Source organism: Streptomyces sp. NPDC007971 (assembly GCF_042958635.1).
Lineage (GTDB): Bacteria > Actinomycetota > Actinomycetes > Streptomycetales > Streptomycetaceae > Streptomyces.
The window spans coordinates 227,582-240,162 of the sequence record NZ_JBIBJK010000009.1; the positions used below are offsets into that span (position 1 = coordinate 227,582).

Here is a 12,581-nt window from a genome sequence, read left to right on the forward strand (position 1 = left end):
GGTGTTCTGCTGCCGTGGCTGCGGCATGTTGGCAGGTTGGCAGGTCGTCCGGTCCAGTAGACCTTCACAGGCGGAGAGCGCACACCTGACGCATGCGGATACCCTGCCGCCCGTCGTCGAGCGCCGGAGGCGATGCGCCGCCCGACAGCGCTGTGCCGCCCGACAGCGCTGTGCCCTCACGTCCGGGGCGGGGCGTATTGTCCGGGTATGAGCGACGCTCCGTGCGGCTGGTGCGGCATGGCGCGGACCGATCCGGCAAGCCTGGCCGGTACTGCCTGCCGGACCGCGGGCAGGCACCCCGGAGTGCCGGCGCAGCCCCGGCCCGCGGACGCCGCGGGCGGGTGCGGGGAACCGACCGGCGCCTGCACACGGAGGTGAAGCGTGTCCGACGCCGCCACCGGCACTCCCTCCGCGGGCCTCGGCCCGCAATCGCTGGACCTTGTCCTGAGCAGGTTCGCGCAGGACGCCGGTGCCCATGTGAGCGCCGTCTATCTGCTGCCTCCGGACGGGCAGGTGCTGCAGCTGGCGGTGCTGGGCGGCGTCTCGTGGCAGATCGCCTGGCCCTGGGGCAGAGTGGCGCTGACAGCCTCAACCCCGGTGAGCGACGCCGTGCGAGAACAACGTCTGGTGTGGATCGGCAGCCAGGAGGAGCTGGCGCGCCGCTACCCGCAGATGGCACTCGCCCTGCCTCACCCCTTCACCGTGGCCGCCGTCCCGATCAGCACCGGGCGGACCAGATGGGGCGGCCTGGTACTGCACTGGCCCAGCACGCACCCGGCCACACTGAGTTCGCACGAGCGCGAGGGCATCGCGCAGGTCTGCCACCGCATCGGCCTCATCCTGCGGCAGGCCGCCCGCAGCGGCCGCCCGGTCGTGGCCGGACGCGAACCGCGCGTCCTGCGTTCGCCGCGGACCCGTACCGCCGGCCCGGCCGAGGCACAGGCCGCCGTCGACTTCGCCGAACGCCTTCCCAGCGGCTGCTGCGCGCTGGACCTGGACGGCCGGGTCACCTTCATCACCACCGCCGCGGCAGACCTCCTCGGGGTCGCCGGGCCCGACCTGCTGGGTGCCCGGCCCTGGGAGGTGCTTCCGTGGCTGGGCGACCCCGTCGCCGAGGACCGCTACCGGGCGGCGTCCCTCAGCCTCGAGGCCACGTCCTTCACCGCTCGGCGCCCACCGGACCGATGGCTCTCCTTCCACCTCTACCCGGACGGGTCCGGCATCAGTGTGCGCATCGTCCCTGCCGCCTCACCCCGTGCCGGCGGTCCTCCGCGGCTGCTGCATCCCGCGCCGGCCGCCGAACCCGGCCGGGTCACGGCCCTGTACCACCTGATGCACCTCGCCACCACCCTCACCGAGGCGGTGGGCGTGCGAGACGTGGTCGACACGGTCGCCGACCAGGTCCTGGCCGCCTTCGGTGCCCAGGCCCTCGCGCTCATGGCCGCGGAAGAGGGCCGGCTGCGGATCATCGGCCACCGCGGCTACCCCGCCGGACTCATGGATCGCTTCGACAACGCGCCGCTGACCTCCGACACCCCCGCCGTGCACGTGCTGACGACGGGCGTCCCCTGCTTCTTCAGCACCTTCGCCGATCTGAAACGGGCCTATCCTCCCGCAGTCCACCAGGACGCCATGGCGTCCTGGGCCTTCCTCCCGCTGATCACCTCCGGACACCCTGTCGGCTCGCTGGTCCTCGCCTACGAACGGCCCCGGGTGTTTCCTCCGCAGGAGCGCTCCGCCCTCACCTCGACCGCCGGACTGATCGCCCAAGCACTGGACCGCGCCCGTCTCTACGACGCCAAGCACCAGCTCGCCCGCAACCTCCAGGCAAGTCTGCTGCCCCACACCCTGCCCCGCATCGCCGGCCTCGACGTGGCCGCCCGCTACCTCCCGGCCAGCCGCGGCATGGGCATCGGCGGCGACTTCTACGACCTCATCCGGCTGGACGAGACGAGTGCCGCCGCGGCGATCGGCGACGTCCAGGGCCACAACGTGCAGGCCGCCACCCTGATGGGACAGGTCCGCACCGCCGTCCACGCCACCGCCGGCGTACCACCCGGCGAGGTCCTCGCCCGCACCAACCGCCTGCTCACCGACCTCGATGCCGGGCTGTTCACCAGCTGCCTCTACCTCGGCCTGGACCTGGCCCGTCACCGCGCCTGCCTGGCCACCGCCGGACACCTCCCGCCGATCCTGCGCCATCCCGACGGCCGCACCGAAGTCGTCGACCTGCCGCCCGGAATTCTGCTCGGCATCGACCCCGCCGCCGACTACCCCACGACGGAGATCCCCCTGCCGCCCGGCTCCGTGATCGCGCTCTACACCGACGGTCTCGTCGAATCGCCCGGAACCGACATCGAGGACGCCATCGCCTCCCTCGCCGACAGGCTCGGGCACACCCGCGGCCGGACCATGGACGACCTCGCCGACGGTCTCATCGGCGATGCCCAGCCGTCTGCGTCCCGCAGCGACGACATCGCCCTGCTCCTCATCTGCCAGTCGGCCCCCGCTGCGTGAAGCCCGGGGCGGAGACCGTTGAGTCAGGTGGTCACCGGGGGTTCTCGACGGTGGTCGTCGGCTGCGCGGCGGCGAGCGAGATCGACGGAAAGGGAGCCCGAGCCCCTTCCTGCCACTTCACAGGACGTCGTCGAGACGCCGTCGGGCCTTCGTGAGAGAGCGGCGGCAGCGGCTGAGTACCTTCCAGGGATCGCCGCAGGCAGAACTCCAGGTCCCAGCCGATTTGGCTGCTGAGGGGCCGCTCGGCACCGACGCCCCCGATCCACGCGGCACAGCGCGGGGGACCGAGGGCGTCAGGGTGTGGAACGGGCCGGGCCGGGACGGCATCGGTGAGCCGTCCAGCAGTCACAGGACAGCCACAGGGACAGGAACGGTTCAGGCGGGTACCCCTTCGGACGCCATGAGGACCGTGGCGCGTGCCTGATGCCGGCGCTCGTAGTCCAGCACCCGCCGGGTCACACGCTCGTTGGCCTCACCGAGGCGCTTGACGACCTCGTCCTCGTGCATGCCGTCGTAGCCGGGCCACGGTTCGGGCCCGAGCAGGTCCGCGATCCTGTTCAGGACCGTGATGCGCGCCGCATGAGAACGCTCGTAGGCGCCGACCGTGGCGAGATCCGTCTGGGACAACTGCGGCAGCCGCTCGATGACCGTCCGTGCGCCGAGCCGACGGTAGTCGGAGATCGGCAGTTCCATTTCCGAGATGAGGGCTCCCTCCGGCGTACCCCGGAGCCGGTCCATCCCCGGCATGCGCTCCGCCGTCTCGCGCAGCCAGGCGCCCCAGTCGCGCACCGCGCGCGCGGCGGCGCCGATGCCCAGGCTCTCGGTGGCCACGACCGCCGCCTCGGCGTGCTGTTCGAGGCTGTTGCCGAGTGCTTCCAGTGTCTCCTCGCCGTCGTGGCGGACGGAGCGCAGCAGATCCGAGGTGACGGCGTCCTGGGCCTTCTGCGCGATCCGCTCGGCCGCCCGGCAGATCGCCACCCCGAAAGCGGTGACCGCGTACTCGTCCTGGGCGTTCCTGAGCATCTGATGCTCCGTCGCCGTGAGCCGGCCCTGCAGCAGGTCGTTCGGGACGGTCCTCGCCATCTCCAGGGGCAGGCGGACCACCTGCTCGGTGAAGTGCCGGACATTCCCGGCAACTGTCTGTACCAGCCCTCGGGGCGCCAACGAATTCAGCCGTTCGTCGATGAGGTACACATGTCCACGCGCGTCCCCCATGCGGCGCTCCAGGATTTCCCGGTACTCCCCGGAAGGCGTCACGGCGAGATGGGCTCTGAAACGGTCGGCGAGCGCCGCTTCGGCCTCACGAACCTCACGCAGCGCTCGGACGAGCATGTCTGTGGCTACGGTCATCACGTTTCCTTCGGATCGTGCGATGCTCGCAAGAATCGGACCGGCAGACGGCCGGCCCGGCCCCCCCAACGCTGCCCCGAAACGACCGTCCCCGCATCTCGCGGGTCGGAGGATGGAGCCATGCCAGTGACGGCCCGTGACCCCGGCGGACCGTCCTCGGTGCGTCCGGCATGCGAAAAGCGGGATCCCCGTGGTGGAGGAAAGGGGATCCCGCTGCGGGCACGGCGCCTCAGTGCTTGAAGACGTCCTTCGCCTTCTCCTTCGCCTGGCGGGCATCGCCCTTCGACTTCTCGACCTGTCCCTCGGCCTTCATACGCTCATTGCCCAGCGCGCGGCCGACCGTCTCCTCGGCTTTGCCCTTCGTCTGCTCCATCTTGGCCTTGGCCTTTTGACTCTTGGCCATGGTCCTTCACCTTCCTCACCGAATACGGCGGCATTCTCCACGCACACCGGGTACCCATGCGTGGCGGGAAAACGCCGAGGTCTCCGGGAAGGGGCGAATGCGCTGCGCCGTTTTCTGGGGACGCGGCCGAAACTCGCCGGACATGGTGCGCATCGGATACCCGACGATGACCGAGCAGGCCGGTCCGCACGACCTGGTGACGCACGTCGCCCGGGCGGAGGAGGCCGGGTTCGACTTCTCGGTGACCTCAGACCACTACTCTCCGTGGCTGGCGAGCAGGAGCACTCCCCGTACGCCTGGAGCGTGCTCGGCGCGACAGTGCAGGCCACCTCGCACATCCCCCTGATGACGCATGTGACATGCCCGACGATGCGCTACCACCCGGCGGTCGTTGCACAGAAGGCGGCGACGATTCAGCTGATGTCCGGCGGCCGCTTCAGGCTGGGCATGGGATCGGGGAGAGCCTCAACGAGCACGTCATGGGCGGTGGTTGGCCCGCCGTCGACGTCCGCCAGGAGATGCTCGCCAGCGGTAGCCCTGCTCGCAGTCGCAGTCGCAGTCGCAGTCCTAGCAGTTGGCGCAGCCGTCAGCCGTCAGCCGTCAGCCGTCACCCGTCAGCTCTCAGCCGTCGGTCGTCAGCCGTCAGCTCTCAGCCGTCGGTCGTCAGTCGGTGGGACCGGGCGGCAGCAGCGGCCCGAGCGGGCCGAGGTCCAGATTGAGATCGTCCATGGTCAGGCCGTAGCGGGCGCACAGATCGCTCATGCGGTCGTGGAGGATCATCAGGGTGCTCCCCAGACGTTCTTCCTCCTCCTCGGTGAGGTCGCCCTGATCGACGCGGTGCAGCGCCTGCCGCTCCATGAGCTGCCGCAACAGCTCGACCAGGGTGAGGACGAGCCTGATCAGGTCGCGTTCGACCGTGTCGGGGTCGGCGCTGATGCGGCGGGCCGGGCGCGGGGGACCGGACCGTCCGGCGGGTGCGATGTCGTCGGGTACGGCCGGCAGCAGCCGGAACGCCCGGGAGGCGGCGTCGGCGACCTCGCGCAGGCGGTCGGGCGGATCGGAGCGCCTGCCGCCGGCCGCGCCCGTCACGGCTCGTCCTCGAGGGGTGCGGCGGTCTCCCGGGGCGACGGTGTCTCGCGCGGCGGTGACGAGTTCTCCCACAGCGACGGTGTCTCCCGCGGTGACGAGTTCTCCCACAGCGACGCTGGCTCCCGCGGCGGTGACGAGTTCTCCCACGGCGACGGGTTCCGGGCGCTCACCGACACGATCAGGGCGCGCAGGGAGATCCGTACCAGGTCGATGTCGGCGATCGACAGCACCACATCCCCCGTGAGGACGACACCGCCGCTCAGCAGGCGGTCGAGCAGATCGATGAGGGCCACCTGGCGCTGTGCGAGCGGCTCGGCCCGGCTCTCCCGCTCCACGCCGCTCATGGCTCCGGGGCCGTTTCCGGACCCTCGGCGCCGGGCGGGGCGGCGAAGGAGTACGGCGCCCAGGGGCCGGTCACGTCGATACGTACGCCGGGCAGTCCCCGGCCTGCCTCCAGGACCCGTGCGCGGAAATCCGCCGCACTTTCGCGCGCGACGAGATAGGCGTCGTTGACGACGTTCTCCCCGGCACCGGCGGCGAGCACCCCCTGCTGCACCCGGTGCCGGGCGTGGTCGGCCGCCAGGTCCCGGCCGATCGCCTCGACGCGCTCGGCGGCCTGCCGGGCGGCCCGGTAGGACTCGTCCCGGGACATCCGCTGGGAACGGCGAGCGCGCAGATAGGCCCGGCCGGGACTCAACCCGTCGGCGGTGGCCTGCGCGCCCGCCTCGTCGCCGGCCTGCGTGTCCGGGAGCGGCTCCACATAGATCTTGACGCCCCATTCGAGGTGACCCGTCAGCCGCCGCACGGCCTGAGAGAACTGCTCGGCGTCCGCGCGGAGCATCGTCCGCACACGCCCGTCGTCCAGATACACCGTGGCCAGCCGCAGCGGCAGCACGGTGGTGTGTGCGGACAGCGCCTCGATCACGGTGTGGTGGGCACGGGCGACGGCCTCCAGCCAGTCCAGGTCCTCCAGATGGCGTCGCAGGGCGCTCTCCTCGAAGTCCTGGGCGGGTACGGGGCTGACGGCGGCCGTGAGTTCGCTCCCCGGGCCCGCCGTCACCAGATGGACCGGGGCCCCCGCCACGCCTTCCACGCCGTCCAGGACCGCGGCGAGCCCCTCCTCGTCGCCCCGCAATACGGCGTAGGCGTAGGTGACCGGTTCAGTCATCAGCCGCTCCGCTCCTGTGCCGGGTGGAGGGCCGCGAGGTGCCGCGCCGGCCGCCGGTCCGCTGCTCCTTGCCCGACTCCTCGCCCGGCGACAGTTCCCGTTCCCTCCTCAGCGCCTCGATCTCGGCGTGCAGCCGCCGGTTCTCCTCGGCCAGCCCTCGCTCGTCGGCGCGCGACGAGAGCGACGGATCGTGTTCCCACCAGTCGATTCCCATCTCCCTGGCCTTGTCGACGGAGGCGACGATGAGCCGGAGCTTGATGGTGAGCAGCTCGATGTCGAGGAGGTTGATCCGAATGTCTCCCGCGATGACGATCCCCTTGTCCAGGACGCGCTCCAGGATGTCGGCCAGGTTCGCCGAGGAGCCCTGTCCGGAGCCGTACGGCGCGGCGGCCCGGGAGGGGTACGAGCTCAGCCGCCTGGAGGGGGATTCCGACACGGCAGGCACCTCGATTCCGGCTCAGGGAGCGATGTCGCCCCGCTGGAAGGCCGCGATCTCCTCCAGTCGGTCGAGGAGCAGTTCCTCGTGCTCCTCGAACGTCTTCTGGTCGATTCGGCCATCGAGCAGCGCTCTTTCCAGCGCGGCCAGTTCACGCTCCACCGGCTCGGGGTCGTAGTACTCCCGTTCGGCGGCCTCGACCACCCGGTCGACGACCCAGGACACGCCCCGCACGGGTGCCAGCGGGAACGTGAGGATCTGGTTCAGCAGGCCCATGAACAGCGCCTCTCAGACGAAGCTGTACGGGGGCAGCGGTCCGCGCAGCCGGAACTCGCATTCCTCGCCCAGTTGGTTGGCCAGGCTTATCCCCGTGGCCAGGAACATCTCCTCCTGGTCGTCCTGGACCAGGAAGGACACGTTGAGGAAGTCACGGCCGCCGGGCGCCGAGACGTTCTCGTCGCGCGCGTAGGGGCGCAACGCCTCCACGATGCCGGCCGCGAGCGCCTGCTGCCGCGCCTCGGCCTCCTGCGCGACCAGTTCGCCGAGCGCGATCGACATCTCGGGGGTGCCGGAGCCGCTGCGGGTGGCGGTGTTCAGTTCGCGGACCTCGTCCGATTCCAGGAGGATCCGGCGCAGCAGTGCCTCCTCCTCCCAGGAGACCTTCAGGTTGTACTCGGTGGCGCCCCTCAGGTTCCGCAGTTGTTCCTGGTATTCGTCCGACCTGTCTTCCAGGGCCCCGCGAACGGCTTCGTCGTCGTCGGCCGTCATGCCGAACCGAAGCGGCAGCACCGGGCCGTCCTTCATCAGCCGCTCCTGGACCTCCTGGTGCGCCAGCACATCGCGGCGTCTGGCGCGCAGGTCCTCGGGCGCGTCGCTGACGACTGCACACAGCACCCCGGCGGTCACCGTACGCAGTGGGCACGGTGGTTCGCCGACACCGTGGAGGTCGTCGAGCCTCGCGGGGTGGTCCTTCGAGGTGATGGAGTAGACGTAGACGGCCATGGTCACTCCCTCTGCCGCCGTGAGGCTCTTCTGGCCGGCCGGCGGCGCTGCTGCCTGGGCTCCTCCTCGTACTCCGGCTCCTCCTGGTCCTCCCCGTTCTCCTGATAGTCCTCTTCGCCCTCGTCCTCCTCTTCGTCACCGCCACCGGTCAGGGTGTCCTTGACGGCCTCGACCGCGCCGGTCAGGGCCCCCTTGGACTTGCCCTCGGCTCCGCCTTCGGTGATCTCGCCGACGAGGTCCGTGAGCTGCGTGGGCTGTTTGCTGCCGGCTTCGAGGTCGAGGCGGTTGCAGGCCTCGGCGAAGCGGAGATAGGTGTCCACGCTGGCCACGACGATGCGGGCGTCGATCTTGAGTATCTCGATGCCGACCAGGGACACGCGGACGAAGATGTCGATGACGAGGCCTCGGTCGAGGATCAGATCCAGAACGTCGTACAGGCTGCTCGTGCTTCCGCGCGAGACGCTGCTTCCGCCCTGTGGCACCACGGTCATGGCGCCTCCCTTCACCACCCCCTCGTGCGTATCAGCGGCGCCGGTCGATCTGGCCGCGCGTGTAGCGGCGGGTCCGTTCGTACGCCAGCAGGTCGCCCTCCTTGTCCAGCGTCACGTGGTAGGTGCCCAGGACGCTGGTGGTCTCGGGGACTCGCTCCAGTTCGAGTACCTCGACATCCGCTTCCCAGCCCTCCTCGGTCGGTTTTATTGCCGAGACCGATTCGGGGCCGCGTCCGAGGAGTTCCTCCAGCTGGCCTGCGGCGCGGCGCATGGCCCATGCCGCCGAGTGCTGCCTTGCGGGCCTCGCGGCCCTGCTGCTGTGTGAGCGGCGCGCGGTGTCGTCACCGTGGGCGGGCCGCCTGCCACTCCCTGTGCCGTCCTTTTCTGACGCGGCCATGTTCCCAACTCCGTCGCTTGAGCGGCGCTCTCCTGTCACTCAAACGTACTATTTCAACATATACACCTCGAAAGTGTGCTGCGATGGATCGCCGACGGCCACGCGCCGCCCGCGACCGCGCAGCGGCTCGCCGGAGGGAATGATCGATGAACGATTCGACGAAGATCGCTCTCGCCGCCGCACTCGCCGGTGGCTACGTCCTCGGCCGTGCCAAGAAGGGACGGCTCGCCTTCGGAGTGGCCACCTACCTGGCGGGCCGTCGGTTCGGCCTCGAACCCCAGCAACTGCTCACCGAAGGGCTGCGCAGGCTCCAGGAGTTGCCGCAGGTGGCCGACCTCAACGAGCAGATGCGCGGCGAGTTCAAGGATGCGGGCCGCAAGGCGCTCGCCGCCGCGGCCGACCGCAAACTCTCCGATCTCGCGGACGCCTTGCACGAACGGACCGCCCGGATCGGCAGTGAGAAGGAGGAAGGGGAGGAGGACGAGGAGGAGTACGGGCCGGAGGGCGAAGAGGAGGAGTACGAGGACGAGGAGGGCCAGACCGAGGAGGCGGGCGAAGAGGAAGAGCCGGAGGAGGAAGAGGCGGAGGAGGAAGAGCCGGAAGAGGAAGAGGAAGAGCCCGAGGAGGCGGCGGAGCCGCGGGCGAAGGGGCGTATGTTCAGGCGCAGGCATCTCACCCGTCGGGCTGCGGAGGCCAGGGAGGAGCCGGAGGCTGAGCCCACCCGGCACCGTCGCACGGCCAGGCGTCCGTCCGCGCGGACCGCGCCGCGCAAGGCGGCGATGCGCAAGAGTGCCGCCAAGAAGGCGCAGCCGGCGAAGAAGGCGGCCACGAAGAGTGCGGCTCCGCCGAGAAAGACCGCTGCAAAGCCGTCCGCGGCGAAGAAGACTGCCGCGAAGAAGTCCGCGGCGAAGAAGTCCTCGGCGCCGGCGAGGAAGACTGCGGCGAAGAAGTCCTCGGCGCCGGCGAGGAAGACTGCGGCGAAGAAGACCTCGGCGCCGGCGAGGAAGACTGCGGCGAAGAAGACCTCGGCGCCGGCGAGGAAGTCCGCGGCGAAGAAGTCCACGGCGCCGGCGAGGAAGTCCGCGGCGAAGAAGACCTCGGCATCCGCGAGGAAGTCCGCGGCGAAGAAGACTGCCCCCAGGAAGACCGCGCCCCGGAAGGCTGCCCCGAAGAAGACGACGGCCAAGAAGTCGTCCGCGCGGCGGAGGTAGGCCATGGCCAGGACGGCACAGAAGAGCGAGCAGGCTGAGTTCACCGGCCTCGACCGGCTGCGGGACGAACTCGTCGACTACCTCGGCGCCCAGATGGAGCACCTCACGGACGTGGCGGGCGACAAAGTGGAGGACCTCACCGACCAGTTGCTGGACGTGGCCGAGAACGGGGGAGTCCTCCCGAAAATCGGTGCGCGCGTTCTCCAGGGGGATTCACCCCTCAAAGCCCTGATCGGTGAGAAGGCGTCGAGTATCAAGGACACCGTGACCGAAAAGGCCTCGAAGCTGTTCGGTGGCGGCAAAGGCCGTAAGTCCGGGAATCCCAAGGTCACGACCATCATCGAACAGCTGGATGTTGGGGTACCGGTGCGCGTCGCCTATGACCACTGGACCCGGTTCGAGAAGTTCAGCTCCTTCACCAAGGGCGTGCGCAGCGTGTCCCAGGGGGACGAGACCAGCAGCGACTGGAAGGTGAAGGTGGGGCCCTCCACCCGTTCCTGGAAGGCCACCGTCCAGGAGCAGATCCCGGACGAGCGCATCATGTGGACCTCGGACGGCGCCAAGGGCAGCACCCGCGGATGCGTCAGCTTCCACGAACTGACCCCCACGCTCACGCGCATCGTGCTCGTCGTCGAGTACTACCCCTCCGGCTTCTTCGAGAAGACCGGCAACCTCTGGCGCGCCCAGGGACGCAGACTGCGGCTCGACGCCAAGCACTTCCAGCGCTACGTCACGCTGTCCGACGAGGATGCCGACGGCTGGCGCGGTGAGATCCGTGACGGCGAAGTGGTGCGCACGCACGAGGAGGCGATGGAGGAGGAAGAGGCCGAGTACGAGGAGGAAGAGCCCGGGGAGGAGTCCGGAGAGAAAGAGGAAGAGGACGAGGAAGAGCCGTCGGAGGCCGGCTACCAGGACGCCGATACGGAGTACGAGGACGAGGACGAGGATGAGGATGAGGGCTCCTACGAGGACGAGGAGGACGAGGGAGAAGACGGGTACGAGGACGAGCGGGCGTGAGAGCGGAGGGCGGATGCCCGGCGACAGCGGAGGGGCGCGGTGATCTTGTGCCCCGGGCGTCGGCTGACGGTCGGATGCCTGCGTCGCACACCCGGGAACCGGTCGGCCACAGCCGGCCCCACGGGTCTCCGGGGCCGTGCCCTGACACCCACGGATGTCGACGGCTCTGCCGGGGGCAGCCGGGGTGGCGCGTCCACGCACCGGGTGGCCCGGGTCGGCGCAGCGACCCCGGCACCGGCTTCACCGGCTCCGCGCCGTCCCCGTGGGCGCCGGACATCCCTGGGCGGCGCGGGCAGGAGGGCGGCACGCGGTGCGCACCGTAGGAGTTGAGGAGGAGCTCCTTCTGGTCGACCCGGACAGCGGGGAGCCGAAGGCGCTGTCGGCCGCCGTCCTCGCGCATGCCGCCCAGGACGATCCCGGACAGGACGTCTTCGAGAAGGAACTGTTCGGGCAGATGCTGGAGTTCGCCACGCACCCGCAGTCGGAGATGGCGGCCCTCGGCGCCGAGATCGTGCGGTGCCGCAAGGAGGCGGCGCGGCACGCCGGCGAGATCGGGTGTGCGGTCGCCGCGCTCGCCACCTCCCCCCTGCCGGTCAGTCCGTCGATCAGCGTGAACGAGCGCTATCAGTGGATGGCCGAGCAGTACGGGTTCGCCACCCAGGAGCAGCTGGTGTGCGGGTGTCATGTGCATGTGTCGGTGGAGTCCGACGAGGAGGGCGTGGCCGTGGTCGACCGGCTGCGTCCGTGGCTGGCCCTGCTGTGCGCCCTCAGCGCCAACTCGCCCTTCTGGCAGGGGCAGGACACCGGCTACGCCGCCTACCGCAGCCGGCTGTGGATGCGCTGGCCGTCGGCGGGGCCGACCGAGTTGTTCGGGTCTGCCGAGCGATATCACCGGCGCGTGGCGGACATGGTGGCCACCGGGGCCATCCTGGACGAGGCGATGGCGTACTTCGACGCACGTCTGTCCGCGCGCTATCCGACCGTGGAGATCCGGGTGGCGGACGTGTGCCTGCGTGCGGACACCGCCGTTCTCGTCGCGGCGCTCGCCCGGGCCCTGGTGGAGACGGCCGCGCGCGAGTGGCGGGCGGGCAGGCCACCGCTCGACCACAGTGTCAGCCTGCTGAAGCTGGCCGCCTGGCGGGCCGCCCGGTCGGGCCTGGAGCAGGACCTGCTCGACCCCCGGGACATGCGGCCCCGGCCCGCCGCTGACGTCATGCGCTCGCTGCTGGAGCACACCGGGGACGCGCTGACCGACTGCGGCGACGCGGCCCTCGCCGAAGAGACCGTGGCCGAACTGCTCGGCCGGGGCAACGGTGCCCGCGAGCAGAGGCTGCTCATGGACCGCACGGGCAGCCTGCCGCTCCTCGTCGCCGAGTGCGTGCGCCACACCCAGGGGGAGTGAAACCGCGCTCCACGCGCGCGAGGACGGGGCCCGCGGGTCGGCCGCCGTTCGCGTCTGGACCGAGCGGGTGGCTTGCGGCGTGCCGCAGGGCGCACTGC

General features: G+C 70.5%; 13 protein-coding genes and 2 pseudogenes. 5 read left to right on the forward strand and 10 right to left on the reverse strand.

Translation table 11 applies throughout. The annotated features are described in order from the left end of the window. Window positions 1-381 precede the first annotated feature (381 nt). Complete coding sequence (locus ACFZCP_RS20940) at window positions 382-2,517, forward strand: SpoIIE family protein phosphatase (protein WP_391428697.1); 2,136 nt, start codon at window positions 382-384, stop codon at window positions 2,515-2,517. A gap of 375 nt (window positions 2,518-2,892) precedes the next feature. On the opposite strand, the gene ACFZCP_RS20945 is transcribed toward ACFZCP_RS20940, so the two are convergent. Further along, window positions 2,893-3,867, reverse strand: a complete 975-nt coding sequence (locus ACFZCP_RS20945; RefSeq protein ID WP_391428699.1) for a hypothetical protein — start codon at window positions 3,865-3,867, stop codon at window positions 2,893-2,895. Window positions 3,868-4,096: 229 nt separating this feature from the next. Further along, the gene (locus ACFZCP_RS20950; protein ID WP_362696289.1) at window positions 4,097-4,270 is read right to left on the reverse strand and encodes a CsbD family protein; all 174 of its coding nucleotides are present in this window, start codon (window positions 4,268-4,270) and stop codon (window positions 4,097-4,099) included. 142 nt (window positions 4,271-4,412) lie between these two features. Here ACFZCP_RS20950 and ACFZCP_RS20955 point away from each other — a divergent pair. Further along, window positions 4,413-4,794, forward strand: a pseudogene (locus ACFZCP_RS20955) (TIGR03557 family F420-dependent LLM class oxidoreductase); the annotation flags it as partial. A gap of 139 nt (window positions 4,795-4,933) precedes the next feature. Here ACFZCP_RS20955 and ACFZCP_RS20960 read toward each other — a convergent pair. The 8 genes and pseudogenes from ACFZCP_RS20960 to ACFZCP_RS20995 all read right to left on the reverse strand — a co-directional run bounded on the left by ACFZCP_RS20960 (window position 4,934) and on the right by ACFZCP_RS20995 (window position 8,853). Then, entirely contained in the window at window positions 4,934-5,359 is a 426-nt protein-coding gene (locus ACFZCP_RS20960) for a gas vesicle protein K (protein WP_362696290.1), read from the reverse strand. A gap of 128 nt (window positions 5,360-5,487) precedes the next feature. Then, a pseudogene (locus ACFZCP_RS20965) lies at window positions 5,488-5,703 on the reverse strand (gas vesicle protein); the annotation flags it as partial. After that, window positions 5,700-6,527, reverse strand: a complete 828-nt coding sequence (locus ACFZCP_RS20970) for a GvpL/GvpF family gas vesicle protein (protein ID WP_391428702.1) — start codon at window positions 6,525-6,527, stop codon at window positions 5,700-5,702. The pseudogene ACFZCP_RS20965 and the gene ACFZCP_RS20970, both read right to left, overlap by 4 nt. Further along, on the reverse strand, window positions 6,520-6,963 hold the full coding sequence (locus ACFZCP_RS20975) for a gas vesicle protein GvpJ (protein WP_391428704.1): 444 nt from the start codon (window positions 6,961-6,963) through the stop codon (window positions 6,520-6,522). The genes ACFZCP_RS20970 and ACFZCP_RS20975 overlap by 8 nt, the downstream gene beginning before the upstream one ends. A gap of 21 nt (window positions 6,964-6,984) precedes the next feature. Continuing rightward, on the reverse strand, window positions 6,985-7,239 hold the full coding sequence (locus ACFZCP_RS20980) for a gas vesicle protein GvpG (RefSeq protein WP_362696298.1): 255 nt from the start codon (window positions 7,237-7,239) through the stop codon (window positions 6,985-6,987). A 12-nt stretch (window positions 7,240-7,251) separates the two neighbouring features. Continuing rightward, window positions 7,252-7,965: a GvpL/GvpF family gas vesicle protein gene (locus tag ACFZCP_RS20985; RefSeq protein ID WP_391428707.1), complete on the reverse strand. Its 714-nt coding sequence runs from the start codon at window positions 7,963-7,965 to the stop codon at window positions 7,252-7,254. 2 nt (window positions 7,966-7,967) lie between these two features. Further along, on the reverse strand, window positions 7,968-8,456 hold the full coding sequence (locus tag ACFZCP_RS20990; RefSeq protein WP_391428709.1) for a gas vesicle protein GvpJ: 489 nt from the start codon (window positions 8,454-8,456) through the stop codon (window positions 7,968-7,970). A 31-nt stretch (window positions 8,457-8,487) separates the two neighbouring features. Continuing rightward, on the reverse strand, window positions 8,488-8,853 hold the full coding sequence (locus ACFZCP_RS20995) for a gas vesicle protein GvpO (RefSeq protein WP_391428711.1): 366 nt from the start codon (window positions 8,851-8,853) through the stop codon (window positions 8,488-8,490). 146 nt (window positions 8,854-8,999) lie between these two features. Here ACFZCP_RS20995 and ACFZCP_RS21000 point away from each other — a divergent pair, with 146 nt between their 5' ends. From ACFZCP_RS21000 to ACFZCP_RS21010, 3 genes are all read left to right on the forward strand, one after another. After that, window positions 9,000-10,064 (forward strand): histone protein, encoded by a 1,065-nt coding sequence (locus tag ACFZCP_RS21000; RefSeq protein ID WP_391428713.1) that lies wholly within the window; start codon window positions 9,000-9,002, stop codon window positions 10,062-10,064. A 3-nt stretch (window positions 10,065-10,067) separates the two neighbouring features. Continuing rightward, complete coding sequence (locus tag ACFZCP_RS21005) at window positions 10,068-11,081, forward strand: SRPBCC family protein (RefSeq protein ID WP_391428715.1); 1,014 nt, start codon at window positions 10,068-10,070, stop codon at window positions 11,079-11,081. Window positions 11,082-11,391: 310 nt separating this feature from the next. Then, on the forward strand, window positions 11,392-12,483 hold the full coding sequence (locus ACFZCP_RS21010; protein WP_391428717.1) for a glutamate--cysteine ligase: 1,092 nt from the start codon (window positions 11,392-11,394) through the stop codon (window positions 12,481-12,483). The last annotated feature ends 98 nt before the right edge of the window (window positions 12,484-12,581 follow it).

Coding starts and splice junctions, on each gene's coding strand:
- ACFZCP_RS20945 (WP_391428699.1), bottom strand. CDS start 3,867: ATGACCGTAGCCACAGACATGCTCGTCCGAGCGCTGCGTGAGGTTCGT.
- ACFZCP_RS20950 (WP_362696289.1), bottom strand. CDS start 4,270: ATGGCCAAGAGTCAAAAGGCCAAGGCCAAGATGGAGCAGACGAAGGGC.
- ACFZCP_RS20970 (WP_391428702.1), bottom strand. CDS start 6,527: ATGACTGAACCGGTCACCTACGCCTACGCCGTATTGCGGGGCGACGAG.
- ACFZCP_RS20980 (WP_362696298.1), bottom strand. CDS start 7,239: ATGGGCCTGCTGAACCAGATCCTCACGTTCCCGCTGGCACCCGTGCGG.
- ACFZCP_RS20985 (WP_391428707.1), bottom strand. CDS start 7,965: ATGGCCGTCTACGTCTACTCCATCACCTCGAAGGACCACCCCGCGAGG.
- ACFZCP_RS20990 (WP_391428709.1), bottom strand. CDS start 8,456: ATGACCGTGGTGCCACAGGGCGGAAGCAGCGTCTCGCGCGGAAGCACG.
- ACFZCP_RS20995 (WP_391428711.1), bottom strand. CDS start 8,853: ATGGCCGCGTCAGAAAAGGACGGCACAGGGAGTGGCAGGCGGCCCGCC.
- ACFZCP_RS21000 (WP_391428713.1), top strand. CDS start 9,000: ATGAACGATTCGACGAAGATCGCTCTCGCCGCCGCACTCGCCGGTGGC.
- ACFZCP_RS21005 (WP_391428715.1), top strand. CDS start 10,068: ATGGCCAGGACGGCACAGAAGAGCGAGCAGGCTGAGTTCACCGGCCTC.